Below are 17032 nucleotides of genomic sequence, written 5' to 3' on the forward strand. Positions count from 1 at the left end.
TGTTCTTGGACAAAGTGACGGCTCGATCCGATTTGGGTCCGGAGGAGCGGGAGGCGTTGCTCAGCTTACCCGCAACGCCGCGGCGGATCGACGCGCACCGCGAGATCGTCCATCTGGGCGAACATGTCGAGCATGCCTGCCTGGTTGCCGAAGGGTATGTCGCGCGCTTCGCACAAATGGAAGACGGCCGCCGGCAAAACGTCTCGCTGCACATTCCCGGTGACATGGTGGATCTGTATTCACTCACTTTGCCTGCCGTGCCGACTCCCCTCGCCGCGCTGACAGCCACGACTGTTTTTCAGGTCCCGCACGCGGTGCTGCGGGAGCTGGCATTCCGTTATCCGCAGATTGCCGCTGCCTTCTGGCGCGAATGTGTCGTGGATGGGAACATCATCAAGCAGTGGCTGGTCAGTGTAGGGCGGCGAGATGCCCGTGGTCGCCTGGCCCATTTGCTGTGTGAGATGGCCGTTCGATCAGAACGGATCGGACGGTTCGCGAGCGGACGTTACCCCTTTCCGATTACGCAGGAGCAAATTGCCGACGCGCTCGGTCTCACGCCTGTGCACGTAAATCGTACGCTGCAGGCGATGCGTGCCGAAGGCTTGATCCAGATAGCGAATCGCGATGTTGCCATCCTGGATTGGGACGCGCTGGTTTCGGCCGGCGAGTTCGACCCGACGTACCTGCATCTTCCTGACAAGGCAGATACGGGGCAGCAGGCTTTGGCACATTAGCGTGGCCGACCGCGCATCTGCCGAGCGGCTTCGGAAATCACTTTTCTGATGTCCACCGGCTTTTCGAAGCGCGGTACAGCAGCATATCTATCGGGAATGATGCCGGCGTCGTAGCCGGTGACGAAGGCGAACGGGATGACGTTCTCTTTCAGGATTTGGGCAATCTCGAAGCTCGCCCCCTGCCCCAGGTTCACGTCGATCAGTGCATAATCTGTCGGTTGAGCAGTGAGCGCCAACGCTGCTTCCGCCTCATCGCTGAAAGGTCCGATTACCGTCGCGCCCGCCGCTTCCAGTGAAGCCTGTAGATCGGTTGCCAGGTAATAATCATCCTCCAGGACGAGAATGCGTGTGTCGGCGAGGATCCGTGGTTCGACGCTCATCGATCTATTCCATTCGTCTGAAGGATGCCGTCACCCACGCGCAGCGGGAATTCGATCCGGCTAATGAGGCCACCCGGCTGCAGAGTCAGACTGCCCTTACCCCTCAGTTCGTAGGGGATACGACGCGCGATCAGCTCGGAACCAAAGCCCCAGCGGCGCGGCGCGGCATCGACGATGGGAACACCGTGCTCCACCCAGTCGAGCACCAGCCAATCTTCACCGCCGCGGATTTCGACATGCCAAGTGAGTTCGAGCGTGCCGGACGTTCGTGCGAAGGCGCCGTATTTCACGCTGTTGGTCGCAAGCTCGTGGATTGCCAGCGTCAGCACCTCGGCCGCTTTCGGTGACAAATGGACGTCGGGACCGCCCAGCGCGAATTGCTCGTCCTTCGCGACCTGCGCCAGCAACTCGTCGCGGATCAGGTCCTGCAGCTGGATGCCCGCTCCTGCGCTACGGGTCAGGAGAACCTGGGTGCGTGCCAGCGCGGAGATCCTACCCTGGAGGTGCTGCACATAATCCTGGGTGGATCGTTCGCCATCGTCGGACCGGCTGATGATGGCGCGGATCACAGCAAGGATGTTGCGAACGCGGTGCTGCAATTCCGCAAGGAGGATCTTCTGACGCTCCTCCCATTCCCGCCGATCGGTGGTTTCCAGCATCGCGCCGACCATCCGGACCGCCGTGCCAGCATCGTCATAAAAGAAACGCCCGCGAGCGGAAAGCCAGTGAACCGAACCGTCAGGGTGTAGGCTGCGAAATTCATGAACATACTCGCTATGATCGTCGCGGGCCTGCGCAATTGCGGTTTCGGTGGCTTCACGGTCGTCCGGGTGGATGCGGGCAGCCCACATCTCATAGCTTGGCTCAACCTCTCCCACGGCATAGCCTTCCATGCGGAAATGTTCTTCGGACCAGCTGACTTGGCCGGTGCGCACGTTCCAGTCCCATAGCGCGAAGCGCGCCACCTCTGCCGCGCTGCGGAGCCGTTCCTCGCTCGTCTTGAGATGCTCTTCCGCTTCCTTCATCGACGTGATGTCCTGACCGATGCCGCCGATGCTGGTCACCTCCCCCGCCTCGTTGCGGATCGGGAAATCGGTATTGCGCAGCCAGCGCAGCTCTCCGTCATGCGGACGGCGGATGCGATATTCGAATTTGACCGGCTCGCCCGCCAAGACGCGATCGATCATGCGGCGGGCATGTTCGCGGTCATCGGGGATGATCAAGTCCAGCCAATTGTCGAAGTCATTGCCCTGAAGCACATCAGACCGGCTCAGACCGTAAATCGTCTCGAAGGCGGGCGTAAGATAGGTCCAGCAAAGCGTGGCCGCATCCCGGATCCACAGGACATCCTGGGACGCCTCGCCGAATTGACGCAGCCGCTGTTCCGTGTCGAACAGGGCACGTTGGGCGCGCTTTTGCTCCGTCACGTCCACATGCGCGCCGATGAGGCGTATCGCGATCCCCGCTTTGTTGCGGACGATGTCCGCGCGGGCGTGGATCCAGCGCATTTCGCCATCGCTGGGGCGGATGATCCGATATTCCGCTTCGTAAGAGGGCGCATCGCTGCTCAGGGCCGCCTGAAGCGCGCGATCCGCCGCATCGACGTCGTCCGGATGAACGCGCGCCCGCCAATCGGCGTGGGTTTCCGGTGGTGCGTCTTCGGGAAGTCCATGCAATCGCAAATATTCTGGCGAGCGCCGGCTGATCATTCCGCCCGCAATATCGATATCAAGGCCACCGACGCCGCCGATGCGTTGAACGCGCGCGAGATCGGCTTCGCGCTCGCGGAGCGCCTCGATCGCCATTCGCCGGCTGCTCGCATCGCTGCCGACGCCGAACCATTCGACGATCTCGCCATCCGGCCCCAATAGGGGGACGGCCCGCGACAGCACCCAGCCGATAGTTCCATCCGCCAACACCACCCGGTGTTCCAATTCGAATAAGGATTTGGTCGCTATGGCCGCCGCGATTGCAGCGCGTACTTCCGGAAGATCTTCGTCCAGAATATATTTGCTCACCCAGTCTTCGATCGGAGCGGCAGTCGAAGCCAGGGTCTGACTGTCTAGCTGATACATAAGCCGCCAATCGGCGCTCACCCGATAGACGGAGTTGTTGCCTGCGGTCACGAGCGCGCGAAAGCGCTCCTCGCTCTTGCGCAACGCTCCCTCCGCCTGCTTGCGCTCGGTCACGTCCGTGAACAGCACGGCAACGCGATTGGCGGCAGGATCAAGGCTGAAGATGTTCAGGTCAAACGTTCGACCAAGCACAGGCTCATGCTCTTCGACCCGAATGGTCTCGCCACTGTCGAGTGCTCGTCCGTAAAGCTCCACCCAACGCGGATTGGGCGACCCCAATATTTCGGTCGCAGTCCGCCCCACCGGCCATGGCATAGACGTGTGCTTCTGGAAGGCCGGATTGACCTCGATGAACCGAAAATCGGCCCAGGCTCCGGCCTCGTCAGCCAGAACCTCCACCACGGCATAAGCCTCGTCCATCGACTCAAACAGCGCGCGATAACGCTCCTCGCTGGCCCGCAGCGCCTCCTCTGCGCGCGCTTGCTCGATCGCGCCCCACGTGCGCTCAGCCGTCTCCTTCGCAAGCGCAAGTTCAAGGTCCGTCCAGTGGCGCGGCTCAGCCTGATTGACGGAGAGCAAGGCGACGAGTTGACCGCCTTTAACCAGCGGAATGCCGATAGCGGCGCGTGCGCCAAAGGCCGCGTAGGCTGCCCGGTCCGACGCGCTCAGATCAGCATCGGTTTCGCTGTCGGACACTGTGGTGACGATGCCCGAGCGCCATATCTCCAGCCGTTGGCGCTGAAAGTCGGACATTGCGTGACGTCCGGCATTGCTGGCTACGCCATCGACATAATCGTGGCGGATTTCCCAATATTGGCCGTCTGCGTCGATCGTTGCGAAGAAAGCCCGGTTGACGCCAAGTTCCTGGCCCAGCACGCGCATCGCCATGCTCTCCAGATCCGCACTCCGGGCCAGAGGTCGGAGCGCATCGGTCAATGTGAGCAGGAACGCCTGTCTCCGTTCGACCTCTTTGCGCGCCTCGATGACGGTGAAGGCGACCGATAGACCGCCTTGCGATGTGGGCGCGCAATTGATCTCTACCCAGCGATTTAGGATTGGGGAAATGGTCTCCAACCGTTCCGCTTTGCGGCTTATCATGACGCAGGAATGAAGCTGGTGGGCGGCGCTGCCCGAGACGTCAGGGAAGACATCGAGAAAAGCGCGGCCGAGCACAGCGCTTTCGGGTTTGCCCCACAATTCCAAGGCGGACCGGCTGGCGAAGACGAACCGCCAGGATGCATCCAAAGTGTAGAAGGGCTGATCGATCCCTTCCAGCACCATTCGCAGACGGTCCTCGCTATCGCGCAAGGCGTCACGCGCCTGTATCTGCTCGATGATGATCGAAGCCGTTGCCGTCAGCGATCGGGCAAATTCCAGGTCTTCGGCTTTGGCTTCGCGCGGCTCGGGGAAATAGATGGCGAAAGTACCGAAGGATTTGCCCGGCTCAAGTTGCAATGGAAAGGACCAGCAGCCGAGATAATCATATTGTTCGGCAAGCCATAGCCATGGTTGCCAGCGCGGCTCTTCGCGCACGTCCGGGGTGATGACGGAATATCCGAGACCCGCCGCCAACCCACAGGCGAGCGAATCCTCACCGATGCGAAAGCCAGCCACCTTGGCAGCATAATCATCCGGCATACCGATCAAATGCGTGAGCTCGGTACCCTCGCTGTTTGCGATGTAGAAGGCACATCGCGACGCCCCTTCCACCTGCTGCTTGGCCGTCGTGATGAGGATGTCGAGGGCCCGCTGGAGCGGGGCGCCACTCACTGCGGCTGCGAACGCGTCATTCTGCCCATCAAGCCAGTTGGAGCGGCGCCGCAGCTTCGATGCTGATCCGGCATCCGTGGGATCGTCAGCCGTATCTGGCTGGCAGGCTGTCGACATGCCATTCAACCCGTTGGCGGCACCGGAATGATCGGCATTGATCATAGGAGCTTGGTCTCCACGTCCGGCGACTAGGCAAGGTGCGAGATGAACCGGAAGAGTGCCTTAACCTGCGTTAGGCAGCGGCGCCCGGCCAATGACAAAGGCTCCGATACAGGGTGACATGGTCCGCTATACGTCTGATGACGTATGCCGCTGCGGCTCGCTGCTGGATATCCGATCACCCGTGATCGGCGAAGCGGGGACAGGATGGCAGGCGTTCGCGTAGGCAAGCGGATTATCGGCGCGGATTCGCCGGTGACGATAGGTTGGGAGAATGTGCCTCGGGTCGAAGGTGGACCAGTGAAGCAGTTCATCTTCACCTGGTTTCAACCGACCGTGTTGTTCGCTCTCATCGCCTTTTGGTATTACGCGCCGAACTCGATTGCCAAAGCCTCGACCGCGATCGGCATCGGTATCGCCTTCAAGGTGCTGCTGCTCTGCCTCGAATGGGTCAATCCGCGCTTCGATAGCTGGCGACTAACCTGGAAGGAGTTCATTACCGACCTCTTCTATGTCGGACTGGGTTATACGGTGCTGCGCCTGGTCGAGAGCCATATTGGCAGCGATGCGATGATCGAGGCGATTCAGCATCATTTCCATGCGGAGAAATTCACCTGGTTTACCGGGCTGCCGCTGCTTCTTCAGGCGTTCCTGATCTCCTTCATCTTCGATTTCGGGCAATATTGGATGCATCGCGGTATGCATCACTGGTATCCACTCTGGCTGCCCCATTCCGTGCACCATTATATTACGCAGCTGAACATCAATAAGGGCGCGGTCGGTAACCCGGTCGAGCTATTCCTGATCGGCCTCGGCATCGGCGGCCTCTTCGATTTCGTGCCGCGCGCCTTCTTGATTGCGGGTGCCGTGGGCATGGCGATCGGGACTTACCAACATGTGAATGTCCGCTTCAATTCGCCGCGGTGGTGGCGCTTCCTGTTCAACACGACCGAGCATCACAGCGTTCACCATTCGCGGGACTTTGAGGCGTCGCGCAGCAACTTCTCGAATTCCTACATCTTCATCGACCGCATGTTCGGTACCTGTGTCGATGGAGAGGCGGAGTTGCTTGGCATGGAAGGCGGACGCCGCATGTCGATCCGCGAGCAGATGACCTATCCTTTTACCGAGGGATGGAAGACGGTGAAGGCGCGCCTTGGGGGCGCTCCGACTGCGGTGCCGGCGGAATGACGGGGGCAGCTCCCCACTCGGCTCTGCCTGGCCCTGGCGCGCCCCCGCCCACCAGCAGCGGCTTGACCGGCTCACCGTGGGGCTTCGCGGACACACCAGCCGCACATAAGTTTCCGGACCGAAACCGCATGATGCTTCGTCTCGTCGACTGGATCTGGCACATCCGGGGAAGCGTACCGCTCCCGGCCGGCCAATCGGGTGACGCGGCCTTCGATCGGTTGGATCCCCTCTTCCGTCAGGCTGGGACAACCCATGACAGGACAAGGGATCGGCTGACATTCCGCAAGAAGGACCCGGCCGCGCAAGACAAGATGTCGGTTTTTGACGATGGTATCCTGCAGATCGAGGCGGGGCCGTCCGGCTCCGTCCTGCGTTATGATCTAACCAGTCGGATCATGCTCTTCTGCTTCTTTGCGCCATTGCTCTTCCTAGCTTTTGCCCAGCTGACGATCGTCGTCGGCGAACTGGAGAAGCCCTCGGCCAACGCCGCGGCGACGACAAAGAAGCCCGAGCCGAAACCAGCCGCGGTGCAGATGAATCCAATCGACATAGCACTCGGTGCGCCGGCCCCCGAACAGCCCAAGAAGAAGGAAGACGGCGTCGGCCGCGGCAAGAAGCCGTCGCCGACGGCAGCCTATGTCTTTGCCGGGCTGTTCGCGCTGCTTTACGTGATTGGCAGGATATTGGAAGCCAGGCTGATCAAGACGCAGTTTCGCAAGCATCTCTCCGGCGGCTAGGCTTCCAACATGGCCGCCGGCCTTGGTTCTAGCTGATCGCAAGACACGGCGCGGCGCATGCGCCAGTTGCGGATGTGCGCCAACGCCAGTGTAAGACTACCTGCAACCGTGAGCCCGGTTTCCCACCGCGTCTCCCCGAAGACGATTGCGCCAAGCAGCAGCAGAACCAGTCCGACGCCTCCCGTCAGCAGCGGGCCGGTAGCGCCATGACGGGTCCGTCCGCTCCACAAGGCGATCATCGCCACGGGAGCCGCGAACGCCAATATCCAGAGATGGAAGTGCTCTGACACAGGGAGGATGGTCGCCAGTGCCGGCAGCGCCGCGATCGCAAACGGCAAAGCGAGGCAATGGATCAGGCAAAGGAAGGACGCGCCCACTGCCCCCCTTTCCAGCCAATCGACCGGGCTGACGGCTTTTGCGGTCGAAATCGTTTCTTGCATCTTGCCAATCGCCTCTGTGTTGGTGATGATACAATATATCATCCCACGGAAAGATCCATGCATAGGCCTAAATTTTCCGATGAATCCCGCTGGAGCCTACTAGCGGATGACGGCGATCCGTTCGCGATTGCGGCGGACCCGGCCGTCCTCGGCGCAATCAGGCGGCCAACCGTGGCACTGAGCATCTGGACGCGGCCTCCACCGCTATCGATTGAGCCGGCCGGCCTGACGGGGTTCACGCCGATACGGATCGAGACCGGGATCTCAACCGCGCGGGCAGCCCTGGCTCGAACTTTCGCGGTGTCACCGAAACGCGCCTGGCACCTGCCGCTGATCTCCGACGTTACGGAACTGGCGGCCCGCTTTGCCGCGTTGATGGACCTCGACGACGTCGATATCCGGATCGAACGCGTGACAGGAAATTCCTGCTGGAAGTTCCATGCGGATTACGTGCGCGCTCGCCTCATCACGACCTATTGTGGTCGAGGCACCGAATGGGCCGTGCGAGACGGCGAAACTTTGGGGGAGACACGTCGCATGGAAGCCGGGGATGTCTCCATCTTTAAGGGGCGGATATGGTTACCTGATCCGCCCGTGTTGCACCGCTCTCCGCCGATCGCGCAAACGGAGGAAGTTCGCCTGCTGCTGGTAATCGATCCGCTGCCGAAATGTTGACGATGAAGCCATGATATCGCCAGCCTCAGCGTCGCTTCGTTTGCTAACAAGGAAACGTCGTTCACGTGCCGTGGCGCCTTGATCAAGCTTGGTGCGTTGCCTTCGCCTCACAAGCGCTAGGAGCATGCCTTGACCGATGTCTCTCTCGTCTGGCTGCGCCAGGATCTTCGCCTTGCCGATCAGCCGGCTTTTCTCGCGGCCGCCGCTGACGGTGCCGTTATTCCCGTTTACGTTCTGGACGATGAAACGCCCAAGGCCGACTATCGTATCGGCGCGGCCCAACGCTGGTGGTTGCATGGCTCTCTCGAGAGCCTCGCCGCGGCTTTGAAGGAGATCGGATCGCGGCTGATCCTGCGGCGTGGGCGCGCGGATCGCGTGCTGACGCAACTGCTGGAGGAAAGCGGGGCGACACGCATCCACGCTCTGCGCCATACTGAGCCATGGTGGGGGGATATCGAAGCCTCGTTGGGCGAGCGGCTGGCGCTGCATGATGGCAACACCTTGGCGCCGTTGCGCGACATCGTGACTGGCGGTGGAACGCCGTTCCGCATCTATTCGGCTTTCTGGCGCGCATTGCAGCAGCATATGCCGCCACCCGAGCCGCTACCGCCGCCGAAAAAGCTGCCCGCCCCCGCCCACTGGCCCAAATCCGATCGTCTGGAGGATTGGTCGCTACTGCCGACCAAGCCAGATTGGGCCACGGGCTTCGACATGGTGCCGGGGGCCGCCGAAGCCGCGCGGAAGCTTAAGGCTTTTGCGAAGAGCGTGGATAGCTATGAGGCGGAGCGCAACCTGCCGGGCGAGGAGGGAACATCGCGCCTCTCGCCGCATCTTCATTTCGGCGAAATTTCGGCCGCTGCGGTGTGGCATGGCGTGGACGGTCATGCCGGGTCGGAAAAGTTCCGCAAGGAATTGGCCTGGCGCGATTTCACGCAGGGCGTGATCCTTGCGCTTCCCGACTACGCCCGGGTCAACGGCAACCGCAAATATGACGCGCTGCGTTGGCGCACCGGCAGAGCGGCGGAAGAGGATCTGCGGGCGTGGCAGCGCGGATTGACGGGCTACCCGATCGTGGATGCAGGCATGCGGCAATTATGGGCGACCGGATGGATGCACAATCGCGTGCGGATGATCACCGCCTCCTTCCTGATCAAGCATCTTTTGATCGATTGGCGGCACGGCTGGGACTGGTTCTGGGACGCGCTGGTGGATGCCGATTATGGGAATAACAGCGTCAATTGGCAGTGGGTTGCCGGCACGGGGGTCGACGCGAACATATTCAGCCGGATCATGGCGCCGCTGACGCAAAGCGAGAAGTTCGATGCCGGCGACTATATTCGCCATTGGGTTCCAGAACTGGCGGACATTCCGGACCCGAACATCCATGATCCGGGTCCGGTGAACGGCTACCCGGCCAAGATCATCGGACATCGCGAAGCCCGCGAGCGCGCGCTGGAGGCGGCCCGCCGACTCCGATCCGCTTAATCCAGGGCTGGCAGCAGTGACGACTTCATCCCTGAACGGAATAATCCATTGCCCTGAGGTCGGTCAGGAGATCGGGCCCCATCGGCTGCCAGCCTAGCCGCTGGCGCGTCCAGGTACTGGACGCGGACAAATCCATCTCGGCGAACATGGCAAGCCAGCCAAAATGGTCGCCGCCCTCTCCGCGCGGGAGCGATCGAACCGGCAGGCCCAAACCGGCCCCGACAACCTCTGCGATCTCGCGCACGGCTACGCCCTCTTCCGCAACGGCATGGTAACGTGCACCGGCCTCATGGTGCTCAACCGCCAGACGATAGAGGCGCGCGACGTCATCCACATGCGCCGCCGGCCAGCGATTGGCGCCTTCTCCGACATAGGCCACCACACCCTTCGCTCGGCTCAGCTCGATGAAGGGCGTGATCAGCCCTTGTCTGACCGTATCGTGCACCTGCGGCAGTCTTACCACGGCAACCGAGACGCCTTGCGCCGCGAGATCCGCGCCAGCGCGCTCGGACTCGGCGCGGGGGTTGGGATGGTCCCAATCGACCACGTGCTCGAGCGCCAGTTTGCCGGGCCCGGCGCCACCCAGCCCGGTTCCGGATGTGATGATGAGCGGCCGGTTCGATCCCGCCAAGGCGGCGCCCATTGCCCGGATCACGCGTCCATCCTTCTCGCAATTCTCGACGAAGCGACTGAAGTCATGGTCGAACGCCGTGTGGATCGTGGCATCGGCAGCAGCGGCGCCCCGCGCCACGCTTTGCGGATCCTCAAGCGTGCCACGCTGGACCTCCGCTCCGACACTGCTGAGCCAATCCGCGCCCGCGTCCGACCGGGCCAGGCCTAGAACCTGGTGACCAGTACCAAGCAATTCCTGGACGACACGCGATCCGATGAAGCCGGTGGCGCCGGTAACGAAAATGCGCATTGCGCTTCTCCAAATTGTTGAAGCAGCGCTGTCACGCACTCCGGCATGCTGTTAAAGTAGTGACATTATCCAGGTATAAGGTTCAACAGTCTCATGGCTGATGGCAAATCTCTTGCGGCCTACCTCAAGGATCGTCGCACCCGATTGGATCCGGCGGCCTTCGGCTTTCCTAAAGGGCGCAGGCGCACGCCAGGCTTGCGACGCGAAGAGGTCGCACAGCGGGCCAATATCAGCGCAACCTGGTATACGTGGCTGGAACAGGGACGCGGTGGAGCGCCCTCGGCGGCCGTGCTGGAGCGGATCGCCAAGGGCTTGTTGCTGACCGATACGGAGCGCGAACATCTCTTCATGCTCGGCCTCGGTCGCCTGCCCGACATACGCTACAAACCGTTTGAAGGGGTTACTCCCCGGTTGCAGCGCGTGCTCGATGGCATGCCCCTAAGCCCCGCCATCGTCAAAACGGCAACCTGGGATATTGTCGCCTGGAACAAGGCCGCCGCCGCGATGCTGACCGATTATTCCAAGCTCCGCCCCGAACAGCGCAATGTGCTTCGCCTGATGTTTACCAGCCCGGGAATCAGAAGCAAACAGGATGATTGGGAAAGTGTCGCCCGCTTCGTCGTGGGAACGTTCCGAGCGGATGTGGCAAGGGCCGGCGCCCACCAGAGTGACGAGGTTTTCCAGCTCGTGGAAGAGCTTTGCCGGACCAGCGAGGAATTTGCCACCTTATGGGCTGCCAATGACGTTATCGCGCAAGGCGACGGCGTGAAGCGCCTCAGGCGCCCGGATGGCGGGGTGGTCGAGATGGAATTCTCTACATTCAAAATTGAAGGACGCCCCGACTTGAGCATGATCATCTACAATCCTGTTTCGATTGAGGACGCCAAATTGGTTCAATCCCGCGTTGATGCGCATCGGGATTGATTAGTGAAATTCGGAACGTTCCCGGTCCGGATGTCGTTTTCACGATATTCGACAGGAGGGATGATCATGCGTGCAATTCTTTTCGTGACCACGGCCGCACTCGCGTTGGCCGCCTGCAACTCCCACAAGGATGAAGGTGCGGAAACCGGCCTCGGCAACAGTGCGGCGGCGACCACGGTCGTGGACACGACGGCGCAGGCCGTCGGCGCCACCACGGCCCCGCTCGCGAACAGCGTGGAAGCGTTTGTAACGAACGCGGCGATAAGCGACATGTTCGAAATCGAGGCGGGCAAGATCGCTGCTGAGAAAGCAAAGTCGCCCACCGTGAAGGCGTTCGGCACCATGATGGTGAAGGATCATACAGCGACGAGCGCCAAGATGAAGGCGACGCTGGCGAGCGCGAACGTGGCGGTTACGCCGCCGGCCGACCTGGACGATCGCCGCCGCGGCATGATCGAGAACCTCCGTGCCGCCGCGCCCGCCGATTTCGACAAAGTCTATCTGGATCAGCAAACCGCGGCACATCAGGAAGCATTGTCGCTGATGAAGAGTTACGCTGACGATGGGGAGAATGCGCCGCTCAAAAAGCTCGCCACCGAGACGATCCCTGTAATCCAGCAGCATTTTGACCAGGTTCGCAAGTTGGATGAACGTGGCGCTGACGGTACCCGCTGATCGCTGGACGACATTACACCGCCCCCAGCGCGAAGGCCGCGCTGGGGTGTGGTTCTTCCCGGGCTAGTGGCACTGCTGTTATGCCTCCGAAGCGCCTGCCTGCATCCGACAGAAGCTGGATCGATCTGCCGGCATGCTTGGTTGCCGCGGCTTTGAACGGCTGATAGGCGCTTATGTCGGACTAGTACTCGGCAAAGTCGAGTGTAAGGCATGGAGAGCTAGGTGGCCCTTTCGCTGATACAATTTCGGGACGGCGAAGGTCGTCGTGGCGTAGCGGTATTGGTGGATGGCGCACCTCCGCGGGTGCTGAAGAATGTGACATCGGTGCGGGAGCTCGCGAAAGCGGCTCTTGTCGCCGGCAACAGCTTGAAGGATCAGATCGCCGCGTACGAAACGGGTAACGCGCTTGATCTTGCCACAGTCACGCTGCTGCCGCCGATCGACCACCACGATTCAGCGCATCTGCTGCTTACCGGAACGGGATTGACCCACCTCGGATCGGCCGAAGGGCGCGACAAGATGCACCGCAGCGCCGCGGAAAATCCGGCCCCGACCGATTCCATGAAGATGTTCCTGATGGGCGTGGAAGGTGGCAAGCCGCTGAATGGCGCAGCCGGCGTCCAGCCGGAATGGTTCTACAAGGGCGATGGATCGATGCTGGTAGCGCCTGATGCTCCCTTGTCTTCCCCCTCTTTCGCGCTGGATGCTGGCGAGGAACCGGAAATAGCCGGCATCTATATGATCGATGACGCTGGACAACCGGTTCGGCTTGGCTTCGCCCTCGCCAACGAATTCTCGGATCATGTCACCGAACGGGGCAATTACCTCTGGCTGGCCCATTCGAAGTTGCGCAATGCCGCGCTTGGACCGGAGATGTTGGTCGGCGACCTTCCGGAGGATGTGCGCGGGACCAGCCGTATCCTGCGCAATGGCGAGACCATTTGGGAAAAGCCGTTCCTGTCGGGCGAAGCGAATATGTCGCACAGCATCGCCAACCTGGAACATCACCATTTCAAATATGCGCTGTTCCGCCGCCCTGGCGACATTCACGTCCATTTCTTCGGGACGGCCACCTTGTCGTTCAGCGAGGGGATTTCGACGCAGAAGGGCGACATTTTCGAGATCGAAGCCGCGCCCTTTACCCTGCCCGTGCGCAACCCCATCGCAATCGAAGCGCCCGCAACGGTCGCCGTGAAGGCGCTCTGACATGGTCATCCACATCGGCCTAGTTGGGCTCGGCAAGATCGCGCAGGATCAGCATGTTCCCGTCCTGCGTGACTCTCCTGATTTTGAGCTTGTCGCGATCGCCAGCCGTAATCAGTCGCTCGAAGGCTGCGCGCATTTTCAGACGATCGAGCAATTACTGGCGAGCGACGACGCGCCGGCAGCCATTGCCCTGTGCCAGCCGCCGCAGGTGCGGTTCGATGCAGCGCGGCAGGCGCTGGAGGCCGGCAAACACGTGTTCCTGGAGAAGCCGCCCGGGGCGACGCTGAGCGAGGTAGAAGCGCTGAAGCGGATCGCCCGGGACAATGGCGTCACTTTGTTCGCAAGCTGGCATTCGCGCTATGCTTCAGGCGTCGAGGCAGCACGCCTGTGGCTGCAGGATCGCACGATCCGGCGTGTCGAGATCGAATGGAAAGAGGATGTCCGGCATTGGCATCCCGGCCAGGCTTGGATTTGGGAAGCAGGCGGAATGGGCGTCTTCGATCCCGGCATCAACGCTCTGTCCGTGGCAACGCGGATCTTGCCCGACTTCTACCTGCAACAGGGCACCCTTTCCTTCCCCGCCAATCGGGCGGCGCCGATTGCCGCCGACCTTGATTTTGTGACTGTCGATGGTGCGCCGATCCGCGCGGAATTCGACTGGCGCCAGACCGGTCCGCAGACCTGGGACGTCCGCGTGGAAACGGATAGCGGCAAGCTGGTGCTCAGCAAGGGTGGCAGTGAATTGATGATCGACGGCGCTGCGCAGACACTGCCGCCGGAAGCCGAATATCATGGTCTTTACGATAGGTTTGCAGCGCTCGTGCAGGCGGGCGAGAGCGACGTCGATCTTAGTCCGCTACGCCACGTTGCGGATGCCTATCTACGCGGTCAGCGGCGAGAGGTCGAAGCTTTCGAGGATTGATGGCGCGTCTGTCCGGAACGAGATCGTCGACGCTGTTTGGAAATGGGTGACGGCGCTTCGCCGCCACCCGCTTCCAGGCCTAGTGATTGTCGCGCGGAAGACCCCGCGTCTGCGCGATGCGCTGATATTTCTCGCTGCCTTCCAAGATAGCGCCTTCGTTCATCTGACCGACCAGCGCACGCTGGATTTCCTGCCACGGCGTCTGAGAAGCGGGATAGGCATAGCCGCCTGCCGCAACCAGCGCCTCCCGCCGCGCCTGCAACTCCGCATCGTCGATCAGCATATCCGCCCGGCCCTTGGCGAGATCGATCCGCACGCGGTCGCCCGTCTGCAGCAAAGCCAGGCCGCCCATCGCCGCCGCTTCCGGTGAGGCATTGAGGATGGAAGGCGATCCGCTCGTCCCTGATTGACGCCCATCCCCGATGCAGGGCAGTGCGTGGACGCCCTCTTCGATCAGATAAGCGGGCGGCCGCATGTTCACGACCTCCGCCGCGCCCGGATAGCCGATGGGGCCGGCGCCCCGCATGAACAGGATTGTATCGGTGGTGATGCCGGTTGCCGGATCGTCGATCCGGTGATGATAATCCTCCGGTCCGTCAAACACTACGGCCGGTCCCTCGAACGCGTCGGGATCGTCCGGATTGGACAGATAGCGCGAACGAAATTCGGGGCTGATCACGCTGGTCTTCATGATCGCGGCATCGAACAAATTGCCGCTGAGGACGAGGAAGCCTGCCTCGGCCAGCAACGGATCCTCGAACCGGCGGATCACGCGTTCATCCTCGATGGTCGCATTTCGGCAATTGTCTCCGATGGTGCGGCCGTTCGCCGTGATCGCCTGTTCGTGGATCAGCCCCTGCTTCATCAGTTCGGCCACCACGGCGGGCACAGATCCCGCCCGGTAATAATCCTCGCCCAGATATTCGCCGGCCGGCTGCAGGTTGACGAGCAGCGGAACCTTATGACCATGCTCCTGCCAATCCTTCAGCGTCAGCTCTGCGCCGACATGGCGTGCGATTGCCTGAAGATGGATCGGCGCATTGGTCGATCCACCGATCGCCGAATTGACGACGATCGCATTCAGGAATGCCTCGCGCGTCATGATGTCCGACGGCTTCAGATCCTCTGCAACCATCTCCACGATGCGCTTACCGGTGTGATAGGCCGATTCCTGGCGGTCCCGATAGGGCGCCGGGATGGCGGCCGTTCCCGGCAGCATCATGCCCAAGGCCTCGGCAAGCGAGTTCATCGTGCTGGCCGTGCCCATCGTATTGCAGAAGCCAGTCGACGGCGCAGACGACGCAACGAGCTTGATAAAGCCTTGCGCGTTAATCTCGCCGGTGGCCAGCAACTCCCGCGCCTTCCACACGATCGTGCCGGATCCCGTGCGTTCGCCCTTGAACCATCCATTCAGCATCGGGCCGACGGACAGAGCGATCGCGGGAAGGTTCACCGTTGCCGCCGCCATCAACAAGGCTGGGGTCGTCTTGTCGCAACCGGTGGTCAGCACGACGCCGTCGATCGGATAACCATAAAGCGCTTCGACCAGGCCGAGATAGGCAAGATTGCGGTCGAGACCGGCGGTGGGGCGCTTTCCGGTCTCCTGAATCGGATGAACCGGGAATTCGATGGCGATGCCGCCGGCCTCGCGAATGCCCTCCCGAATGCGTTCTGCCAGCACGAGATGATGCCGGTTGCACGGCGAAAGATCCGATCCGGTCTGGGCGATACCGATGATCGGCTTGCCTGACTGAAGCTCTTCTAGGCTCAATCCGAAATTCAGATAGCGTTCCAGATAGAGCGCGGTCATGTCGATATTTTCGGGATTGTCGAACCAAGCGCGGGAGCGGAGCTTGGTGCCCTCGGGCGGGCGGCGGTCGGTCATGCTTTCACTTTCGAAAGGGTTCAGCGCGCGCTGACGAAAAGGGATGAATGGTCGGTAAGTTGGCTGCTATGGCGTCCGAGCATCGGAAGATCGACCTTGCGGTGGGGCATTCTCCAGCAGGACGCACCATTGACGGCCTTGCCGGCGATTTATACTCAGACAAAATCAAAAGGGAATGATCCCGATCGGCTATCTGACCGATATTGTGAGAGGATGAAATATGGCCGGTCCGGCTGGTTTACCCCCCCGATCCCTCGGCACTGCAACCAGCACGGCATCCTATGGCCCGACCCTCGTTCTCCTGGCCACCTTATTCTTTATGTGGGGCTTTATAACGGTCATTAACAACACGTTGCTGCCGCATCTGCGCAGTGTGTTCGAACTGACCTATACCCAGACCACGTTGATCGAAAGCGTCTGGTTCATCGCTTATTTCTTCGCCTCGATCCCCTCGGCCAAGCTGATCGAACGTATCGGCTATCAGAAATCGTTGGTGGTTGGGCTGGGGATCATGGCTGCCGGCGCGCTCGGCATGGTGCTTTCGGCCAGCCTGCCTTCCTTCGATCCATCGGTCGTGCGCCCGCTCGCGCTGGCGAGCGGTGCGACGTTGCCGCCGGTCGCCTATTGCGTCACCTTGGTCATGCTGTTCGTGATTGCGAGCGGCATCACGCTGCTCCAGGTGGCCGCCAATCCCTATGTGGCGGTGGTAGGACCGGCTGAGACGGCATCCTCGCGCCTGAACCTCGTGCAGGCGCTTAACTCGGCGGGCACCATGCTTGCCCCTCTTTTCGGCGCCGATCTGATCCTGGGCCGTTCCGTTGGGGGGACCAGCCAGGGACGCGTGTTGACGCC

Annotated in this window: 15 protein-coding genes; 10 read left to right on the forward strand and 5 right to left on the reverse strand. The window is 61.5% G+C overall.

Annotated elements, in window-relative coordinates; genetic code table 11:
* A partial coding sequence (locus ACOJSI_RS13745) for a Crp/Fnr family transcriptional regulator (protein WP_420138862.1) occupies nucleotides 1-734 on the forward strand: 734 nt, incomplete at its 5' end.
* Here ACOJSI_RS13745 and ACOJSI_RS13750 read toward each other — a convergent pair.
* Together ACOJSI_RS13750 and ACOJSI_RS13755 are read right to left on the reverse strand one after the other, a co-directional pair.
* A complete protein-coding gene (locus ACOJSI_RS13750) occupies nucleotides 731-1114 on the reverse strand; it encodes a hypothetical protein (protein ID WP_420138863.1) in 384 nt (127 codons plus the stop codon). The genes ACOJSI_RS13745 and ACOJSI_RS13750 overlap by 4 nt on opposite strands.
* Nucleotides 1111-5121, reverse strand: a complete 4011-nt coding sequence (locus tag ACOJSI_RS13755) for a PAS domain-containing protein (protein WP_420138864.1) — start codon at nucleotides 5119-5121, stop codon at nucleotides 1111-1113. The genes ACOJSI_RS13750 and ACOJSI_RS13755 overlap by 4 nt, the downstream gene beginning before the upstream one ends.
* Nucleotides 5122-5325: 204 nt before the next feature.
* On the opposite strand from ACOJSI_RS13755, the gene ACOJSI_RS13760 reads away from it, so the two are divergent.
* Nucleotides 5326-6309, forward strand: a complete 984-nt coding sequence (locus ACOJSI_RS13760) for a sterol desaturase family protein (RefSeq protein WP_420138865.1) — start codon at nucleotides 5326-5328, stop codon at nucleotides 6307-6309.
* A gap of 128 nt (nucleotides 6310-6437) precedes the next feature.
* On the forward strand, nucleotides 6438-7046 hold the full coding sequence (locus tag ACOJSI_RS13765) for a hypothetical protein (protein WP_420138866.1): 609 nt from the start codon (nucleotides 6438-6440) through the stop codon (nucleotides 7044-7046).
* On the opposite strand, the gene ACOJSI_RS13770 is transcribed toward ACOJSI_RS13765, so the two are convergent.
* Entirely contained in the window at nucleotides 7043-7384 is a 342-nt protein-coding gene (locus tag ACOJSI_RS13770; RefSeq protein WP_420138867.1) for a MerC domain-containing protein, read from the reverse strand. The two genes, ACOJSI_RS13765 and ACOJSI_RS13770, sit on opposite strands and share 4 nt — an antisense overlap.
* 9 nt (nucleotides 7385-7393) lie before the next feature.
* Here ACOJSI_RS13770 and ACOJSI_RS13775 point away from each other — a divergent pair, with 9 nt between their 5' ends.
* A complete protein-coding gene (locus ACOJSI_RS13775; protein ID WP_420138868.1) occupies nucleotides 7394-8161 on the forward strand; it encodes a DUF1826 domain-containing protein in 768 nt (255 codons plus the stop codon).
* A gap of 129 nt (nucleotides 8162-8290) precedes the next feature.
* Entirely contained in the window at nucleotides 8291-9646 is a 1356-nt protein-coding gene (locus ACOJSI_RS13780) for a cryptochrome/photolyase family protein (protein ID WP_420138869.1), read from the forward strand.
* Nucleotides 9647-9671: 25 nt separating this feature from the next.
* On the opposite strand, the gene ACOJSI_RS13785 is transcribed toward ACOJSI_RS13780, so the two are convergent.
* The gene (locus ACOJSI_RS13785; protein ID WP_420138870.1) at nucleotides 9672-10568 is read right to left on the reverse strand and encodes an SDR family oxidoreductase; all 897 of its coding nucleotides are present in this window, start codon (nucleotides 10566-10568) and stop codon (nucleotides 9672-9674) included.
* A gap of 93 nt (nucleotides 10569-10661) precedes the next feature.
* Here ACOJSI_RS13785 and ACOJSI_RS13790 point away from each other — a divergent pair, with 93 nt between their 5' ends.
* From ACOJSI_RS13790 to ACOJSI_RS13805, 4 genes are all read left to right on the forward strand, one after another.
* Nucleotides 10662-11492 (forward strand): helix-turn-helix transcriptional regulator, encoded by an 831-nt coding sequence (locus ACOJSI_RS13790; protein ID WP_420138871.1) that lies wholly within the window; start codon nucleotides 10662-10664, stop codon nucleotides 11490-11492.
* Between the two features lie 66 nt (nucleotides 11493-11558).
* Nucleotides 11559-12167, forward strand: coding sequence for a DUF4142 domain-containing protein (locus ACOJSI_RS13795; RefSeq protein WP_420138872.1), 609 nt, complete (start codon nucleotides 11559-11561; stop codon nucleotides 12165-12167).
* A gap of 222 nt (nucleotides 12168-12389) precedes the next feature.
* Nucleotides 12390-13373, forward strand: a complete 984-nt coding sequence (araD1, locus tag ACOJSI_RS13800) for an AraD1 family protein (protein ID WP_420138873.1) — start codon at nucleotides 12390-12392, stop codon at nucleotides 13371-13373.
* A 1-nt stretch (nucleotide 13374) separates the two neighbouring features.
* Nucleotides 13375-14295, forward strand: coding sequence for a Gfo/Idh/MocA family protein (locus ACOJSI_RS13805; protein ID WP_420138874.1), 921 nt, complete (start codon nucleotides 13375-13377; stop codon nucleotides 14293-14295).
* Nucleotides 14296-14374: 79 nt separating this feature from the next.
* On the opposite strand, the gene ACOJSI_RS13810 is transcribed toward ACOJSI_RS13805, so the two are convergent.
* Entirely contained in the window at nucleotides 14375-16180 is a 1806-nt protein-coding gene (locus tag ACOJSI_RS13810; RefSeq protein WP_420138875.1) for an IlvD/Edd family dehydratase, read from the reverse strand.
* Between the two features lie 220 nt (nucleotides 16181-16400).
* On the opposite strand from ACOJSI_RS13810, the gene ACOJSI_RS13815 reads away from it, so the two are divergent.
* On the forward strand, nucleotides 16401-17032 hold a 632-nt coding region (locus ACOJSI_RS13815; protein WP_420138876.1), incomplete at its 3' end, for an MFS transporter.

The sequence above is a fragment of the Sphingomonas sp. genome, assembly GCF_048595155.1.
Taxonomy (GTDB): domain Bacteria; phylum Pseudomonadota; class Alphaproteobacteria; order Sphingomonadales; family Sphingomonadaceae; genus Sphingomonas_I.